At 54.5% G+C, this 17,739-nt stretch carries 16 protein-coding genes; 10 read left to right on the top strand and 6 right to left on the bottom strand.

The window, feature by feature from the left end; all coding sequences use genetic code 11:
- The first annotated feature begins 8 nt into the window (after positions 1 to 8).
- Genes N6G83_RS22390 through araD form a run of 3 tightly spaced genes read left to right on the top strand, consistent with a single transcriptional unit; the run spans position 9 to position 3,041 of the window.
- Positions 9 to 1,499, top strand: a complete 1,491-nt coding sequence (locus tag N6G83_RS22390) for an FGGY-family carbohydrate kinase (protein ID WP_211135877.1) — start codon at positions 9 to 11, stop codon at positions 1,497 to 1,499.
- Positions 1,486 to 2,355, top strand: coding sequence for an L-ribulose-5-phosphate 3-epimerase (locus tag N6G83_RS22395; RefSeq protein ID WP_024528567.1), 870 nt, complete (start codon positions 1,486 to 1,488; stop codon positions 2,353 to 2,355). Before N6G83_RS22390 ends, N6G83_RS22395 begins: the two co-directional genes overlap by 14 nt.
- Positions 2,349 to 3,041, top strand: a complete 693-nt coding sequence (gene araD / locus N6G83_RS22400) for an L-ribulose-5-phosphate 4-epimerase (protein ID WP_024484885.1) — start codon at positions 2,349 to 2,351, stop codon at positions 3,039 to 3,041. The genes N6G83_RS22395 and araD overlap by 7 nt, the downstream gene beginning before the upstream one ends.
- 272 nt (positions 3,042 to 3,313) lie before the next feature.
- Here araD and N6G83_RS22405 read toward each other — a convergent pair whose 3' ends face one another.
- From N6G83_RS22405 to udk, 4 genes are all read right to left on the bottom strand, one after another.
- Positions 3,314 to 4,318 carry a LacI family DNA-binding transcriptional regulator gene (locus N6G83_RS22405; protein WP_024528565.1) on the bottom strand — a complete coding sequence of 335 codons (1,005 nt, stop codon included), beginning with the start codon at positions 4,316 to 4,318 and terminating at the stop codon, positions 3,314 to 3,316.
- Positions 4,319 to 4,473: 155 nt separating this feature from the next.
- Entirely contained in the window at positions 4,474 to 6,315 is a 1,842-nt protein-coding gene (asmA, locus tag N6G83_RS22410; protein ID WP_211135878.1) for an outer membrane assembly protein AsmA, read from the bottom strand.
- 34 nt (positions 6,316 to 6,349) lie between these two features.
- On the bottom strand, positions 6,350 to 6,931 hold the full coding sequence (gene dcd / locus N6G83_RS22415) for a dCTP deaminase (RefSeq protein ID WP_024484888.1): 582 nt from the start codon (positions 6,929 to 6,931) through the stop codon (positions 6,350 to 6,352).
- 126 nt (positions 6,932 to 7,057) lie between these two features.
- Positions 7,058 to 7,699: a uridine kinase gene (gene udk, locus N6G83_RS22420; RefSeq protein WP_021180590.1), complete on the bottom strand. Its 642-nt coding sequence runs from the start codon at positions 7,697 to 7,699 to the stop codon at positions 7,058 to 7,060.
- Between the two features lie 243 nt (positions 7,700 to 7,942).
- On the opposite strand from udk, the gene N6G83_RS22425 reads away from it, so the two are divergent.
- Positions 7,943 to 8,584 (top strand): phosphatase PAP2 family protein, encoded by a 642-nt coding sequence (locus N6G83_RS22425; protein ID WP_211135879.1) that lies wholly within the window; start codon positions 7,943 to 7,945, stop codon positions 8,582 to 8,584.
- Between the two features lie 244 nt (positions 8,585 to 8,828).
- Here N6G83_RS22425 and apbC read toward each other — a convergent pair whose 3' ends face one another.
- Entirely contained in the window at positions 8,829 to 9,941 is a 1,113-nt protein-coding gene (gene apbC / locus N6G83_RS22430) for an iron-sulfur cluster carrier protein ApbC (RefSeq protein ID WP_021805051.1), read from the bottom strand.
- Positions 9,942 to 10,101: 160 nt separating this feature from the next.
- On the opposite strand from apbC, the gene metG reads away from it, so the two are divergent.
- Positions 10,102 to 12,132, top strand: a complete 2,031-nt coding sequence (gene metG, locus N6G83_RS22435) for a methionine--tRNA ligase (protein WP_024528561.1) — start codon at positions 10,102 to 10,104, stop codon at positions 12,130 to 12,132.
- 204 nt (positions 12,133 to 12,336) lie between these two features.
- On the opposite strand, the gene N6G83_RS22440 is transcribed toward metG, so the two are convergent.
- Positions 12,337 to 12,702 carry an endonuclease domain-containing protein gene (locus N6G83_RS22440; protein ID WP_211136479.1) on the bottom strand — a complete coding sequence of 122 codons (366 nt, stop codon included), beginning with the start codon at positions 12,700 to 12,702 and terminating at the stop codon, positions 12,337 to 12,339.
- Positions 12,703 to 12,930: 228 nt separating this feature from the next.
- On the opposite strand from N6G83_RS22440, the gene N6G83_RS22445 reads away from it, so the two are divergent.
- The 5 genes from N6G83_RS22445 to cdd all read left to right on the top strand — a co-directional run bounded on the left by N6G83_RS22445 (position 12,931) and on the right by cdd (position 17,623).
- Positions 12,931 to 14,004 carry a sugar ABC transporter substrate-binding protein gene (locus N6G83_RS22445; RefSeq protein ID WP_024528559.1) on the top strand — a complete coding sequence of 358 codons (1,074 nt, stop codon included), beginning with the start codon at positions 12,931 to 12,933 and terminating at the stop codon, positions 14,002 to 14,004.
- Between the two features lie 135 nt (positions 14,005 to 14,139).
- Complete coding sequence (locus tag N6G83_RS22450; protein WP_024528558.1) at positions 14,140 to 15,363, top strand: MFS transporter; 1,224 nt, start codon at positions 14,140 to 14,142, stop codon at positions 15,361 to 15,363.
- 139 nt (positions 15,364 to 15,502) lie between these two features.
- Positions 15,503 to 15,910: a CidA/LrgA family protein gene (locus N6G83_RS22455; RefSeq protein WP_024528557.1), complete on the top strand. Its 408-nt coding sequence runs from the start codon at positions 15,503 to 15,505 to the stop codon at positions 15,908 to 15,910.
- A complete protein-coding gene (locus N6G83_RS22460) occupies positions 15,907 to 16,602 on the top strand; it encodes a CidB/LrgB family autolysis modulator (RefSeq protein ID WP_021180583.1) in 696 nt (231 codons plus the stop codon). Before N6G83_RS22455 ends, N6G83_RS22460 begins: the two co-directional genes overlap by 4 nt.
- A 136-nt stretch (positions 16,603 to 16,738) precedes the next feature.
- The gene (gene cdd, locus N6G83_RS22465) at positions 16,739 to 17,623 is read left to right on the top strand and encodes a cytidine deaminase (protein ID WP_024528556.1); all 885 of its coding nucleotides are present in this window, start codon (positions 16,739 to 16,741) and stop codon (positions 17,621 to 17,623) included.
- Positions 17,624 to 17,739: the final 116 nt, after the last annotated feature.

Genomic DNA, 17,739 nt, shown 5'->3' on the forward strand with positions numbered 1-17,739 from the left:
GAATCGATATGGGATATTTTCTGGGCATTGATATTGGCGGCACGCTAATCAAGGCGGGGCTATACCGGGCTAACGGTGAGGAAATTGCCGTAGCGGAATGTGATGGGGAAACCGTATCCCCACAGCCTGGCTTCTCTGAACGCGAGATGGAGCCCTTGTGGCGTGACCTTTGCCAGACCATTCGCCAGGTACTCAGCTTCGCGGAGATAACCGGCGATCGGGTGCGTGGCGTAAGCTTCTCTTCACACGGCAAAGGGCTATATGCCATTGATAAAAAGGGCCAGCCGGTCCGCAACGGCATCGTTTCTTCAGATACTCGTGCCGGGGCGATGGTGGTTGAGTTACAGCAGCAAGGTATCGAAGCCGTCACCTACCCGCGTAGCCTGCAACCCATCTGGAACAGCCATCCGGCAGTGCTGTTACGTTGGTTGAAACAGCATGAGCCCGCGCAATATGAGGCGATTGATCGGGTGCTGATGGCTCATGACTACCTGCGTTTCCGCCTGACGGGCGAAGCGACGGCGGAGATCACCAACATCTCCGGCAGCAACCTGTTCAACCAGCAAACGGCCGACTACGACCCAGTATTGATGGCGGCATTCGGTATTGAGGAAGTGGCCGATAAAACCGCGCCGCTGCTAGGTTCCGCCGAGCTTGCCGGGCAAGTGACCGCCACTGCCGCCGCCCAATGCGGATTACCAGCCGGAACGGCGGTGTATGGCGGCCTGTTTGATGTGGTTGGTGCGGCCTTGTGCTCGGGAGTGGTCGACGATCGCACCCTGAGCGCCGTGGCGGGTACCTGGTCGATCGCTACCTGCGTAACGGAGAACCTAATCCCCTCCTCCCATCCTTTTGCCTGGGGTCGTTATTGCATGGAGGGCCGCTACTTTGTTCACGAAGGCAGCCCAACCTCAGCGAGCAATCTGGCCTGGTTCTTACGGCAGTTTTGCGACAACGATCATCAGCGCTATGCACAGTTCAATCGTTGGGTACAAGAACGCAGCAAGCAGCCGAGCGACATCACATTCCTGCCCTACCTGTTCGGCTCCAACCTCGGTAGCAACCTGCCGGGCGGGCTGATTGGCCTGAGCGGGCACCATGACATGGCCGATATCGTCCATGCGATCTATCAGGGCATCGTGTTCTCTCATCTGGTTCATCAGGATCGCCTGGTGGCGCTGAATCCACGCGTAGAACGTATTCGCATGACCGGCGGCCCCACGCAGTCCGACGTTTGGATGCAGATGTTTGCCAACGCCGGTAATTTGCCGCTGGAAGTGGTGAATATCCAGCAAAGTGGCTGCCGTGCCGCAGCGATCTGTGCCGCCGTGGGTGCCGGGGAGTACAGCAGCTTTACCGAGGCCGTGCAGGTTATTCAGCCTGAAGTACATACCTATTATCCCGACGCGGCAGATAACCGACGCTTACGCGATCGCTTTGAAGGCTACCTGAATATCGCCCAAGCATTAAATGAGGCCAACCAGCATGCAAACCACTAATAATGTCTCACTTGGGCTGTATGAAAAAGCCTTGCCGGCAGATCTTGATTGGGCACAACGCCTGGGTATCGCCAGCGAACTGGGTTTCCAGTTTATGGAGATCTCCATTGATGAGCAGCCGGAACGCCAGCTGCGCCTGGACTGGGATCGTCAACAGCGGCTGGCGCTGATCAACGCCCGTTTTGACAGTGGTATCACGGTGCCCAGCATGTGTTTATCCGCCCACCGTCGTTATCCGTTTGGCAGCCATGATGCCGCCATCCGCCAACAGGCGCGCACGTTGATGGAAAAGGCGTTGGATTTCGCCGTCGACGTCGGGATCAGGAATATTCAGCTAGCGGGTTATGACGTCTATTACGAAACTGCCGATCGCCATACACGCCAGCGTTTTATCGAAGGTATGCAATGGGCGGTAGAGCTGGCGGCCAAGGCACAGGTGATGCTGTCCGTGGAGATCATGGATACCACCTTTATCAACAGCATCAGCAAATGGCGCGAGTTTGCCAGGCAGATTGAAAGCCCATGGTTTACCGTCTATCCCGATATCGGCAACCTCAGCGCCTGGGGCAATGACGTCGATTTTGAGCTGGAGCAAGGCATCGACAAGATCACCGCCATCCATTTAAAAGACACCCTGCCGGTGCTGCCGGGCACTACAGGGCAATTCCGCGATGTGCCTTTCGGCAGCGGCTGCGTCGACTTTGCCCATACGTTTGCCGTGTTAAACCGGCTCAACTATCGCGGCCCATTCCTGCTGGAAATGTGGACGCGCAACGATGGCCAGGATATCCAGCATATCACCCAGGCCAAGAGCTGGATCGAGCAGCAGATGAAACAGGGAGGCATCACATGTTAAGCGAGTTGAAGCAGCAGGTGTTGGCGGCCAATCTCAGCCTGCCGGGTTATGGTTTGGTGACCTTTACCTGGGGTAACGTGTCGGCGATCGATCGCCAGCAGGGGCTGGTGGTGATCAAACCTTCGGGGATCGCCTATGAGGTAATGACGGTGGATGACCTGGTGGTGGTGGATTTGGACGGTGTGATCCAAGAAGGGCAGCGTAAACCGTCCTCGGATACCGATACCCATTTGGCTCTGTATCGTGCATTTCCTGCTATCGGCGGCATCGTCCATACCCATAGCCGTAATGCCACCATCTGGGCACAGGCTGGCCAGGCGATCCCGGCTCTGGGCACCACCCATGCCGACTATTTTTATGGTGACATTCCCTGCACCCGCCCCATGCGTGAGGACGAGATTGCTGGCGACTATGAGCGGGAAACCGGCCAGGTGATTATCGAGACGTTCCAACAGGCGAAGCGCGATCCACAACAGGTGCCGGGGGTGTTGGTCTATTCTCACGGGCCTTTCGCCTGGGGAAAAACGGCGGCGGATGCGGTGCATAATGCGGTGGTGATGGAGGAAGTGGCGGCCATGGCGATGGCCACGCGGCAATTGACTCCGACGATCCCGCCAATGCAACCCGCGCTGCTGGATAAACACTTTTTACGCAAGCACGGTAAAAATGCTTACTACGGGCAGTAATTGGGTGGGATTAGCCTGATATTTCAACCAATTGCCCCTCACCCTAACCCTCTCCCACAGGGAGAGGGGACCGAACGTGCCACAGATTAATCCAGGATGCCTACTTTGGCTAGGTCAGAACATAGCCCCTGCTCGGTACTAATTAGGCCACAGACAGCCCCTAAACCTGACTGGCTACCCTTTTTTGGGATCACAGATTAGCTTCCGTACCCAATAACATCGCCGGAGCAACTCCCTCTCCCTGTGGGAGAGGGTTGGGGTGAGGGGCCACATCACTCGACAAGCAACATCCCGGTAAAGAATTCACGCCTTAACGGCTGATCGCTGTGATTATTTTTAATCGCATTAAATAATAACTCCGCCGCGATTTCCCCTAACACCTGCGTATCGTGATAAACCCCGGCAATATGCTGCCCATAATCCCGCGCCTTGGGCGGTTCATCGATCGAGAAGAATTTCACCCGATGGTAAATATCCAACTGATGGCATAAAGAAATAGCACCCAACGTGATAATACCGTTGAGGCCCACGATATAATCCGGTTGGTGCTGTTCATCGGCAAGATATTCTCTCACCCGTGCCGCCTGTGAAATAAAATCATAGTCACCATTGATAATGGTGACTTTACTCCCCTTCTCCTCCAGAGCATCAATAATCCCCTGGGTTCGGGCCAAGGTAATCTCCGAGTCTGCCGGGCCACCCAGGATCAGGATATTACTTTCCGGTTGCTCGGCCAAATATTTCCCGGCCAGTTTGCCAATCTCTTGGTTGTTGAGAAATACGCCGCTAAGCTGTTGATTATAAATATCTCTGTCGATCAGGATCAGCGGAGTGTGGTAGCGTTCGGCCTGATCAAGGTAGGCGGGTTGATAATGCCGATCGTCGCGTACCGCAGAGAGCAAGATGCCCCGCGCTTTATAACCGAACAGCGCCTGCACCGCCTGCATTTCAGCCTCTTCGCTACCGTCGGTATCAAACAGCATAATCTGATAGCCCTGCATTCGGGCAATACGCGAGACGGTTTGGATCAGGTTAGAGTAAAAGGGGTTATACATGCTGCTGGTAACAATGCCGATAATTTGGCTGCTGCTTTTCTTTAATCCCTGAGCGAAAGCATTGGGAACATAATTAAGCTCTTTGGCAATAGCATGAATTTTCTCGAGCGTTTCAGACTTTACCAGTTCAGGTTTATTAAAAGCACGGGAGACAGTGATATTGGTCACGTTGGCTCGGCGGGCAATATCCACAATGGTGGCATTAGAATTCGCTTTTGACACCGTCAATCCTTGCTTTATTCATTAACAGATCCCTTATTGTAGGGAAGCCATCAGCAGTATGCCAGATGAATGTGAGCGGAGTTGATTTTGTCTATCGGAGGGGCAAACCCGCGCTCATCCAACCTAATGAGAGCGCGGGCAGTGTTTGATAAGGTTTACAGCTTATCGAGCAGCTTTTTCAGATCCTGGCCATCCTGGGAGCCTTTATTCTTCTCGGCCCACTTGTTCAAGGCGTCTTTGGCACGATCTTGCAGCTTTTTACGCAAGAGTTGATCGACCTGCAGTTGATAATTGAGCTGCTCCCAAGGGCCATAGACGCGCAGTGGGATCGGCGTTTCGCGCAGCTGTGCGATCAGCGCATTGTTGCCCTGCCAACCTCCCGTGACCAGTACGTTCATGGTTAAATCGCACTGTTTGCCAGGCATATTGACCGTACCGCTCCCGGTCAGGCTCATCACCGGAGACTCTGCCTGTAGCTCGCTGAGCGTGATCTGCCCCTTGCTCAAACTGGCCTTGGCGCTCATTTGTTGCAACGTGGTGTAGCGCTGGTTGTTATCCTCACCGCGCACGCTACTGTCATTACGCGCCACGGCTTGCTGGATAAGCTGTTGAATATTCAAACCATGAAGCTGCGCATTCTGCATGGACAGTTCCGCCGTCCCTTGCCAGCGACGCTCAAACGCCGTGGCGTTGAGGCGATCGCCACTCAAGTCGCCCTGCATGTTGAACGTGCCGGTCAGAGCCAATGGCATGTCGAAGGCCTTGAGTACCTCACCCAGCTCTATGTGCCGTAACTGCGGCTGCAGATTGATCAGCGGTTTATCAGCCCGCACATCCATCGAGCCAGGCAGGGAGAAATCACCGCCAGCCAACTTGCCAGACAGCGTAGTCACCGTCATTAATCCCTGTTGGTTGGTTGCCTGCACCGCCAACTGATTAATCGACATCCCACGATAAATGACCTGATCCGCCTTCAGCTTGAGCTGCGCATTAAAGTCACGTAACACCTGTAAATTCTGTTGCGGATCGTCCGCCTGATTGGCGATCACTGGGGATGCGGTCACCGGCTGCGGCAGCTTCTCCTCATCAGGGTTTTTTGTCTGCCAGCCGGAGAGTGTATCCAGATTGAGCTGTGTGGCACCGAGATCCAGGATATAGGCAGGCACTGGCCCCAACTGCGCGCTGACACTCCCCGTCAACTGGCTATCATTGGCACTGAGCATCAGTTGGCTCAAGGCAATCTGCTGCGAAGCCTGCTGATAAACCGCCTGTACGCTCCCTTCCCCCTTGATGGCACCGGCAAGAATATCTGCCCCCTCAAGCTGGTAGCTAAACTGCGTGACCTGCGCGCCTATCTGGCGGGGAAACTGTTGCAGATCGAGATTGGCCGCCAGGTTGAAGCTCAGATCGCGTTGGTCGCGATTCACCCGGCTGGAAAGCTCTATTTGCGCCTGATGCTTTTCATTCTGCTGCAAAGTTAAATTGATATCGCGAACGTTAATCTGCTCGTTGTTGGCCCGCTGCCAGATAAGCAGGCTATCCACCACCCGCAGGTTGTCGATATCAAATTTCCACAAGGATCCCGAGCTATCATCCGCCTGGTTACCACCGGGGGCGATAGGGGCATCGGGTTGGCTTTGCTCTGCGCTATCGGGGGTCAGGCGGATGACGGCATTTTTCAGCATCACCTGCTTGACGTAAAGCTGGTGGGAAAGGAGCGGCAGCAGTTTGACATCCAGACGCATATTATCTGCGCTGACCGCAGGAGCCGCTGCCCCAGGCGCCGTCAGCGTCATTCGCCCGGCAAGAATGCTCAATTGCGGCCAGACATGCCAACGAAGGTCGCCTTCCAGCGTCAGATGATAGCCACTGCTCTGCTCAACCTTCTTGATCATATAGCTGCGGAAATCATTCGGATTAACCAACAGCACCAAGGCAGACATTCCCGCCACCAGCACCACCAGCAAAATCACCAAAGTCGTCAGTAGTCTTCTCATGCCATCCTCGTGTCAGCGTAATACCGGTTCGCTGTTAATCCTTGTCAATACGACTGGCCACGGCCCCTTGCTGATCCCTGTATTTCGCGTCCTGGCGGCTATTGTATGGCCGTGCAGCAGGCCCGGAAAGCGGTTCGAAACTCAGCGCACCGATCAACATGCCAGGGCGTAATGCCAACGGCAGCTTACCTGAATTATAGAACTCCAGCACAATACAGCCTTGCCAACCGGGATCGATACGGTGTGCGGTAACGTGCACCATCAATCCCAGGCGGGCTAACGAAGAGCGGCCATCGAGCCAGCCAACCAGATCGTTAGGGATGGTGACCGACTCCAGCGTCACCGCCAGCGCCAGTTCCCCCGGATGGAGGAAGAAGGCTTCGCCTTCCGGCAGCACGATTTCATCGCTCATTACGCGGTCGAGGGCAGCACTCACTTCATCCTTTGGGCCACTGAGATCGATAAAGGCAGCGGTATGGCCACGGAACACGCGGAACTGATTGCCCAGACGGACATCCACTGTGGCCCCGTTAATACGCTCAATGGGAGGACGCGGTGAAATCACCAGTTTTCCGTTATCCAGCCAGGCTTCGATATCGCGGTCGCACAGTCTCATTATTTTCTCCATTCCATCAAGGCGCATAAACTTATACGAAAATTGCCACACAACGGGCTCAAGGTCTATGTCGGGGCTCAAATAGTTCGTTAAAGGCCAGCAAAAACAGGCTGGCCTGTTAATGACTTATTCAAAGAATTGGCTGATTTTTGCCTTCAGGATATCTATCGCGATACGGTTTTTACCCCCGCGCGGTACGATAATATCGGCGTATTGCTTTGAAGGCTCAATAAACTGCAGGAACATTGGGCGGACGGTTTTCTGATACTGCGCCATCACGGAATCCATGGAGCGGCCACGTTCATTCACGTCGCGCTTCATACGGCGCATCAGGCAAATATCCAGCGGGGTATCGACAAAGATCGAGAAGTTCATTTCCTGGCGCAGGCGGATATCCGTCAATAACAGGATCCCTTCCAGGATGATGACTTTCTTGGGTTCGAGATGGATCGTCTCTTTCTTACGCGTATGTTCGGTGTAGCTATACAGCGGCAGCTCAATCGCCTGGCCGGATTTCAGCATTTGCAGATGCTGGAACAGCAGATTGTGATCCATGGCGCTGGGGTGGTCATAGTTGGTTTTGACCCGCTCTTCCATGGTCAGGTGCGTCTGGTCTTTGTAGTAACTGTCTTCCGGGATCACACCGATATGTTGATCGCCAACCTGATCGCGGAGTTCGCGGTATAACGTACTGGCAATAAGGCTTTTTCCGGAGGCTGATGCGCCAGCTATACCAATAATGACGCACTGATGCGACTTGTCAGTCATAAAATTAAAGACCTGATTTCAATGTGGGGAAAGGGGTGTAAAACACGCCAATTATAGGGAGTTAGCGCCTCAGGCGCCAGCGTTTAGACGGTAGGACGGGAGATAATCCCCAGATTAACGCTCAGATTTTCTTTGGCCGGGGGATTTAAGATTTTTTACGCTACTGCAAATCGGCGACTCAGGGTACAATTCACGCCATCATCAAGACCGTCTTCGATCCTATTTCTTAGAGTACAACCGCACATGAACTGGCATTTTCTGACTTTTTTTGGTGACAGCATGCTGCTGCTGCCCTGCGCAGCCATCGTCTTTATTATTCTACTCCTGTCCCCTACCAGCAGAAAACCAACCTGGCAATGGATGCTGCTGTTTGGCGGCGTGGGTGCCGTAGTCTGCGTATCGAAGCTGGCGTTTATGGGCTGGGGCATCGGCAGCCGCCACTGGGATTTTACCGGGTTCAGCGGCCACTCGGCTCTGTCTGCGAGTATCTGGCCGGTTTTGCTGTGGTTACTCTGTGGGCGTTTCTCGTCGCCAGTCAGGCGTACTGCGGTGATCGTCGGCTATCTGTTGGCCGCCGTAGTCGGTTATTCACGTTTGGTGATCCACGCCCATTCCACTTCTGAGGTGATCACGGGTCTGGCGCTCGGCTTTATCGTCAGCAGCACCTTCTTGATGCTGCAACGTGGCACGCAACCACCGCGGCTGTCCTACCGCAAAATCGCCGTTACGCTGGCGCTGCCCATTGTCCTGATCAATTCAGGCACTGCGGCACCGACCCAGGGGTTACTGGAAAGGATTGCCGTGACCATTGCGCCGGTAGAAAAACCTTTTGTCCGGGCTGATTTGCACAAAAACCCACAGGTTTCAGCACCTCTGAGCCGTTAATGGCCCCTCACCCTAACCCTCTCCCACAGGGAGAGGGAACCGATCGAGTTAGGTTGAAAGTGTAGTGATTCTTCATCAGTACCAGCTGACTGACCCTGCTCATCCTGGTTAAAGTGACGGTCGAGCTGCCTGATCACCTTATTACTTCCAAAAGAGCAGGGGCTATCAGCTCCCTCTCCCTGTGGGAGAGGGTTGGGGTGAGGGGGAGACGAGAACACTAAACTAACAATTTAATGCAGGGCAATCACAGAGCGCGGAAGGAGATCTCGGTAGGGATAGCTTCCCCTTGCCAGTACATCTGAGCCGCGACACGCCCCGCAAGTTGACGGTACATCTCGGCAAACTCGCTGTCCGGGCGGCTGACCACGGTCGGTTGCCCGCGATCCAGATCTTCTCGCAACGAGATATGCAACGGCATCTGCCCCAACAGGCGGCTATGGTATTTCTGCACCAGCTTCTCTGCCCCACCGGTGCCGAAAATTGGCTCGTGATGCCCACAGTTGCTGCACACATGCATGCTCATGTTCTCAACGATGCCCAATACCGGCACATGCACCTTTTCAAACATCACAATGCCTTTGGCGGCATCAAGCAGGGCGATATCCTGTGGTGTCGTCACCACCAGCGCACCGGTCACCGGGATATTCTGCGACAGGGTCAGTTGGATATCCCCGGTGCCTGGCGGCATATCCAGCACCAGATAATCCAGGTCCGGCCACAGCGTATCCTGCAACAGTTGCAGCAGCGCCTTGCTGGCCATCGGCCCACGCCACACCATGGCGTTGTCGTCGGTCACCAGGTAGCCGATAGAGTTGGTCGCTAAACCGTGCGCCATGATCGGAGCCATATGCTGGCCGTCCGGCGAGGTTGGGCGCTCATGTTCAGTGCCCAGCATGTTAGGGATCGACGGGCCATAAATGTCCGCATCCAGGATCCCCACTTTGGCACCTTCGGCGATCAGCGCCAGTGCCAGGTTGACTGCGGTACTGGATTTCCCCACACCGCCTTTGCCGGAGCTGACGGCAATAATGTTACGCACACCTTTCACACCGGCCTGGTCGTTGGCACGCTTCAAGGTGGTGATATCGTGCTTCAGCTTCCATTCGATAGCCTGAACGCCGGTCACACGCAGCAGTTCGGCGCTCACCGATTCTTTCAGCGCCTCGAACCCGCTTTGCCAGGCAAACGGCATGACCAATTCGATATGCAGGACATTGTCCAGCAACGTGCAGTGGTGAATGGCTTTCAGTGCGGTCAGATTGTTTTTTAACGTCGGGTGTTCGAAGGCGGCCAATACTCCGGTCACCAGGGCGCGCAGAACTTCAGGGTTGGTCTGCTCAGGGGATTTGGCGTTCATCCCGGCTCCTTGATTTTGAATGGGTAGCAACCCGATAAGCATATCAGAACTGCAGGGTAACTCGCTCGTATAACCCGAAAGAAACCGCCCTAGCAGCAGAGAGCGCGATCGGGTAACATCAAAGACCCTTTTCACTCATTAAAGAAAGCAACTTTTCATTATGGCTCAAGTCGCGAAAAAATTATTGGTGACGTGCGCGCTACCGTACGCAAATGGTTCCATCCATCTCGGCCACATGCTCGAGCACATCCAGGCAGATATCTGGGTTCGTTACCAACGAATGCGCGGCAACGAAGTTCATTTCATCTGTGCGGATGACGCGCACGGTACGCCAATCATGCTCAAAGCACAGCAGATGGGTATCCCGCCAGAAGAGATGATCGCGGAAATGAGCCGCGAGCACCAACAGGATTTCGCCGGTTTTGGCATCAGCTATGAGAATTATCATTCGACCCATAGCGAAGAAAACCGTGAACTGTCAGGTGTGATCTATGGCCGCTTGAAAGAGAACGGCCATATCAAGCGACGCACCATTTCTCAGCTTTACGATCCCGAGAAAGGCATGTTCCTGCCGGATCGTTTTGTGAAGGGCACCTGCCCGAAATGTAAATCTCCGGACCAATATGGCGATAACTGCGAAGTTTGTGGCGCAACTTACAGCCCAACCGAGCTGATCGATCCTAAATCCGTGGTTTCCGGCGCTACCCCGGAAATGCGTGATTCTGAGCACTATTTCTTCGACTTGCCCGCTTTCAGCGACATGCTGCAAGCCTGGACACGCTCCGGCGCACTGCAAGAGCAGGTGGCAAACAAGATGCAGGAATGGTTCGAATCCGGCCTGCAACAGTGGGATATCTCCCGCGATGCGCCATATTTCGGCTTCGAAATTCCGGATGCGCCAGGCAAGTATTTCTACGTCTGGCTGGATGCACCAATCGGTTACATGGGCTCGTTCAAGAACCTGTGCGATAAACGCGGCGATCTGGATTTCGACGAGTTCTGGCGTAAAGACTCCACTACCGAGCTGTATCACTTCATCGGTAAGGATATTGTCTACTTCCACAGCCTGTTCTGGCCGGCAATGTTGGAAGGCAGCGATTTCCGCAAGCCTACCAGCCTGTTTGTGCACGGCTATGTGACGGTGAACGGCGCCAAGATGTCCAAGTCGCGCGGTACCTTCATTAAAGCAGGCACCTACCTCAAGCACCTGGATGCCGATTGTCTGCGTTATTACTACGCCGCCAAGCTCTCTTCACGCATCGACGATATCGACCTGAATCTGGAAGACTTCGTGCAGCGCGTGAATGCGGATATCGTGAACAAAGTGGTCAACCTGGCTTCCCGTAACGCTGGCTTTATCAACAAGCGTTTTGCCGGGCAGTTAGCCGACCACCTGGCCGACCCTGCGCTGTACCAGACCTTTGTTGATGCTGCCACCAGCATTGCGCAGGCCTATGCCAGCCGTGAAACCAGCCGGGCGATCCGCGAAATCATGGCGCTGGCCGATCTGGCCAACCGCTATGTCGATGAGCAGGCCCCTTGGGTAGTAGCGAAAGAAGAAGGCCGCGACGCCGATCTGCAGGCTATCTGTTCGATGGGCATCAACCTGTTCCGCGTGCTGATGACCTACCTGAAGCCGGTACTGCCTGCGTTGACCGAACGTGCCGAAGCGTTCCTCAACTGCGAACTGAGCTGGGATGGCATTGAGCAGCCGCTGCTGGGCCATCAGGTGAGCACCTTCAAAGCGTTGTTCAACCGTATCGATCTCGACAAAGTGAATGAAATGGTAAATGCATCAAAAGAAGATCTGGCCGCCAGCCAGAAAGTTGTCAGCGGCCCGCTGGCAGACGATCCGATTCAGGACACCATCAGCTTTGACGATTTCGCCAAGGTCGATATGCGTATCGCGCTGATCAAGAGCGCCGAGTTTGTTGAAGGTTCCGACAAGCTGCTGAAGCTGCAGTTGGATCTGGGCGGTGAATCACGCCAGATCTTCTCCGGTATTCGCTCTGCCTACCCTGATCCTTCACTGCTGGAAGGGCGTTTGACGATTATGGTGGCCAACCTGGCGCCGCGTAAAATGCGCTTTGGCGTTTCCGAAGGGATGGTGATGGCAGCTGGCCCTGGCGGCAAGGAAATCTTCCTGCTCAGCCCGGACAGCGGCGCACAGCCTGGTATGCAGGTTAAATAAGTTTTTGTAATATCAAGCAAAGTCCCCTCACCCTAACCCTCTCCCGCAGGGAGAGGGGACTGATCGAGTTCGCTGGTTTCTCTGAGTCATACCCAACCTTTCTTCTTACCCCATAATTTCCTAAGCTACCGAAGCAGCACGGGCTAACTATATGCTCCGGACAGCTCCCTCGCCCTACGGGAGAGGGTTGGGGTGAGGGGTATCTCAGAAGCTAGAATGAGGGGAAACACGATCCTGCAAATGCCATAAAATCACCTGCCTCACTCCCTCCCAATTGCGCAATACTTCATCGTTCCAAAAACGAATCACGGTAAAACCCTGCTGCTCTAGAAAGCTTGTGCGCTGCTGGTCATAAGCCACCTGTCCAGAATGCTGGCCACCATCCAACTCAACAATCAGCTTCGCCTGCCAACACGCAAAGTCGACAAAGAAAGGCCCAACCGGAAATTGCCGCCGAAACTTAAACCCCGCCAAGCGGCGATCGCGCAGCTGTAGCCACAAGGCTTGTTCTGCCTCGGTCATATCAGATCTTAAACGGCGCGCCTTAATCAGCGTGATTGCATTCTTCATCAGCCAAGATTACTGCTACCAGCACCGTCGATCTCCCGGCTTCTGCCAAAACTGCGTACCTCATCCAAACCAATCGTTATAACACCTGAGAAAAATTCATAAGCCGGTGGATTCCCAATTGCCGGGCATCTGGTTATGATGCTGCATCGCACAGAATAGACATCCAGACATAAAGACAGCCATACATCCAATTTTACCAGGAACTCTTCACCTGCTTCGGAGCCAATAATGAAAATGATAAAGACCTCACTGCTCGCCCTCAGTCTGCTGACCTGCCTGCCCCTGCTGGCCGCTGAAGCCACGCTTGCCCCCGTTCCTGACGCTATTGCCCAGCATCAAGGGCAGATCCGCGTCGCGGTGATCCGTAACCTGGGTTCCGATGACAACACCACCCAGTTTTTGGCCGGAGCAATCCAGGAGGGGCGCAAGCTCGGTTTCAAGGTGGATACCTTCCTGAGCAACGGTGATGACGCGCGTTTTCAGGACTTCGTTAACCAGGCCATCAGCCAAAAGTATGACGGCATCATTCTTTCTCAAGGCCGCGCGCCCTATTCCACCGATCTGGTCAAGCGCATCGCTGCGGCAGGTATCGCGGTATCGGCCTTTGATACCGACGTTAGCGGCGAGATCCCCGGCGTCACCGTTTCCCAACAGGATGATGTCTCGCTGGCCAATGAATCCTTCGGCCAGCTGATTAAAGACTTCGATGGCAAGGCCAACATTATCAAGCTGTGGGTTGCAGGCTTCCCGCCGATGGAGCGCCGCCAGGCCGCTTACCAGCAGTTACTCAAGCAAAATCCGGGTATTCATGAGTTGGAATCGATCGGGGCGGTATCTTCCGACGTCCAGGGCGATACCGCCAATAAAGTCGGTGCGGTGCTGGCCAAATACCCGAAAGGTAAAATTGATGCCATCTGGGGCACCTGGGATGCCTTCAGCCAGGGAGCCTATAAGGCGCTGCAAGAAAATGGCCGCACCGAGATCAAACTCTACAGCATCGATATCTCCAACCAGGATCTGCAACTGATGCGCGAAGCCGGTAGCCCGTGGAAGGTCAGCGTTGCGGTAGATACCAAGCTGATCGGGGCCGTCAACCTACGCCTGATTGCCAACAAGCTGGCGGGTGAGCCAACGCCTGCCACCTATCAGTTTAAAGCCGCCGCCATCCCGCAGGCCCTGCTGGTCAGCCAGACCGGTCCGATCAACGTAGCTTCACTGAGTAAAATTATTCCAGGCTGGGGCAGCAGCGAAGATTTCATCCAACCCTGGTTTGCTACCCTGCAGGCTAAATCCGGTAAATAATGCTGTTTTACCGAGGGGCTACAGACGTAGCCTCTTTTTTTTAAACAATTTTTCCGTTCCCCCCTTCTCTGCATCACAAAATAAGCTACTGTAGTTGCACTGGCGTAATAACTGTATGCATCAACAGGTTTGGTTATGAAGGGATTCCCCCCACTGATTAAGATATTGCTGGCAAGTTCGCTGGTGCTGACCATAGGCCGTGGCGTCACGCTGCCCTTTATCACCATTTACCTGACCGAGCACTTCCACCTGCTGCCGAAAAGCGTGGGCATTATCTTGGGCGTCAGCCTGACTATCGGTATCATCAGCAGCTTTTATGGAGGCTATCTGGTCGATCGCTTTAATAAAAATCCGTTGATCCTGCTCGCCATCCTGCTATTTTCGCTGAGCTTTTTTGCTATCCCATGGGTCACGCACCCCGCTGGCGTTATCTTGGTGCTAGCCATCTTACATACCGCCTATGCGGTGCTCAGCATCGCCATCAAGGCCTGCTTTGCCAGTTGGCTGCCGGTAAACCAACGTATCAAGGCCTTCTCGATCAACTATACGCTGGTGAACGTTGGCTGGGCCGTCGGCTCATCATTGGGCGTGATGGTAGCCGGTTACAGCCCACTGCTGCCATTCTACCTGTCCGGCGGGTTGGCATTACTGACGGTGATCACCCTGAGCTTCCGCCTGCGCAACTATCCATCGCCACCGATAGAAGACACCGGCAACACTCCACCGTCGGTTCTCAACTTCCGCCAGACGTTGAATGTGCTACGCGGCGATCGGCGGCTGATTTATTTCACCCTTGGCAGCACGTTAGGCGCGGTGGTGTTTGGCCAATTTACCGGCTATCTGTCGCAGTATCTGATCATCGTTAGCGATGCCGAATTTGCATACAAAGTGATTGGCGTGGTGATGATCGTCAACGCCTGCATCGTAATCGCCCTGCAGTATCTACTGAGCCGCGGTATGCGCCAGGACAACATGCTGCGCTGGCTGATGCTGGGCACGCTGTTCTTCGTCCTGGGGCTGATCGGCTTTATGCTGGCAGGCCTTTCGATATGGCTATGGGTGCTGGCCATGGCGATTTTTACCCTGGGGGAAATCATCGTCATTCCGGTCGAATATATGTTTATCGATTTTATCGCCCCGCCGCACCTGAAAGGCAGCTATTACGGCGTGCAGAGCCTGAGTAATCTGGGGGGAGCCATCAACCCGGTGATGTGCGGCTTCCTGCTGAGCTATGCGCCACCGCCGGTAATGTTCCTGGTGTTGATCGCCGCTGCGTTGTTCAGCCTGCTGTTCTTCTTCCTCGGCCATCGGTTGGCGGAACAGCAAAAGCCGCTTGCCAGCCTGAGCAGCGCGGAATAGCCTGGCCCGCTACACTTAAAGCGGGCCACAATCTTGCCAAAATGGCATGATAGGCATAGCGAGAATTCATGATGCGTTTTGTGGCGTAGCTCACAGTTTAATTGTATGATGAATGCGTCAACATCAACGAGAATGCACTATGGGCAACCTATTTAACCTGTGTTGGAAATATGTCAGGGCGATCGTGCTGATCTACCTCAGCCTGTTCGCCGGTAACGCCATTTCGGCGCTGCTGCCGATCGCCATCCCCGGCAGCATTATCGGAATGTTGATCCTGTTTGCCCTGCTCTCCTCACAAATTCTCCCGGCCAAATGGGTCAAGCCTGGCTGCCATCTGTTTATCCGCTATATGGTGCTGCTGTTCGTGCCAATCGGCGTCGGTATCATGAAGTATTACGACCAGATAGTTGACGATCTGGCTCCGCTGATCGTGTCTTGCCTGATCAGTACGCTGCTGGTGTTTGTGGTGGTTGGCTATACTTCACATTACTTCCACCGCGAGCGTCCCATCCTCGGTAAAGCAAAAGATGCGGGGGATGAGCAATGATGCAAAATATCTGGTGGTCCTTGCCGCTGACCCTGGTGGTGTTTTACGCGGCACGCAAGCTGGCGCAAAAGCTCCATATGCCGTTGCTGAACCCATTATTGGTCTCGATGGCGGTGATTATCCCGCTGCTGTTGCTGACCGGCATTCCTTATGAACGCTATTTTCAAGGCAGCAAAATCCTCAACGATCTGCTGCAACCGGCGGTGGTCGCCCTTGCCTTTCCGCTATACGAGCAGATCCATCAGATCCGCGCGCGTTGGAAATCCATCATCACCGTCTGCTTTATTGGCAGCATGACCGCGATGATCAGCGGCGGTGCCATTGCCCTGCTGATGGGGGCCAAGCCCGAAATTGCCGCCTCGATCTTGCCAAAATCGGTGACGACCCCGATAGCCATGGCGGTAGCCGAGTCGATTGGCGGCATCCCGGCCATCAGCGCGGTGTGCGTGATTTTTGTCGGTATTCTGGGGGCGGTTTTTGGCCATTCGCTGCTTAGCCTGTTGCGGATCAACACCAATTCATCGCGCGGTTTGGCGATGGGGACCGCCTCCCATGCGTTGGGTACCGCACGCTGCGTAGAAATGGATTACCAGCAGGGCGCCTTCAGTTCGCTGGCTCTGGTTATCTGCGGGATTATTACCTCGCTGACTGCGCCGTTCGTGTTCCCGATACTGCTGCGGCTGTTTGGTTAACGACTAAAAACCCGCGATACATCTCGCATTTATAAGTTTCATTGCATCTGTTTCATTAAAAAATAGATATTAGTCACACTTTATTGTGGGCCGGTTGCCTAGAATGTTAACCCGTTAACTTGTAGAGAGACTTCTTATGCACTCGCGCTTTCAAACTGCCTACGGCGAATTGCCAACGGCCCTGCAATCCGCCCTGCTGCCTTATTTAGATGCGCCTGATTTCGCAGCCATGTTCAAGGCCGAGCAGATTGCGGCGATCAAGCAACAGTGCGGGTTGGATGACGATGCTCTGGCCTTTGCTCTGCTGCCATTGGCGGCGGCCTGCTCGTTAACGCCGATTTCGCATTTCCACGTTGGGGCTGTCGCTCGTGGCGTCAGTGGCAACTGGTATTTTGGTGGCAACATGGAATTCCGTGGTGCACCTATGCAACAAACCGTGCACGCGGAACAGTGTGCTGTCACTCATGCCTGGTTGCGTGGCGAAGCCAAACTGGTTGCGGTCACCGTCAACTACTCACCCTGTGGCCACTGCCGCCAGTTTATGAATGAGCTTAACAGCGGCACCGAGTTGGAGATCCACTTGCCTGCACGGGCGACCGCCACGCTGGGTGATTACCTGCCTTACTCCTTCGGCCCGAAAGATCTGCAAATCAGCGAGTTGCTGATGGATCCGGTCGATCACGGTTTCCAACTTACGCTGGATGATGAATTGGCGAAAGCTGCCCTGGATGCCGCCAACCGCAGCCATGCTCCTTACAGCACCGCCCATAGCGGCGTAGCGCTGGAAGCCGAAGACGGCAAGGTTTACGCTGGCCGCTATGCAGAAAACGCCGCATTCAACCCTAGCCTGCCGCCATTGCAGGCCGCACTGATCCTGATGAATGTCTCCGGTGGCGATTGCCAGAAAATCCACCGTGCCGTATTGGCAGAAGCAGAAGGCGCAATTCTGACCCAGTGGGATGCTACAACGGCCACCCTGGCGGCCTTGGGTTGCCAAGACGTCCAACGCATCACCTTCTGATCCCTCAGGCGGAGCCATCGTGCTCCGCCGCAATCCGGCTAAAAAACCAGCAACAAACGACAATTCCTCATTATTTACTAACAAATGCTGTACATATTTTGCCGATATCTTAGGAT

It is taken from the genome of Serratia sp. PL7 (assembly GCF_945957435.1).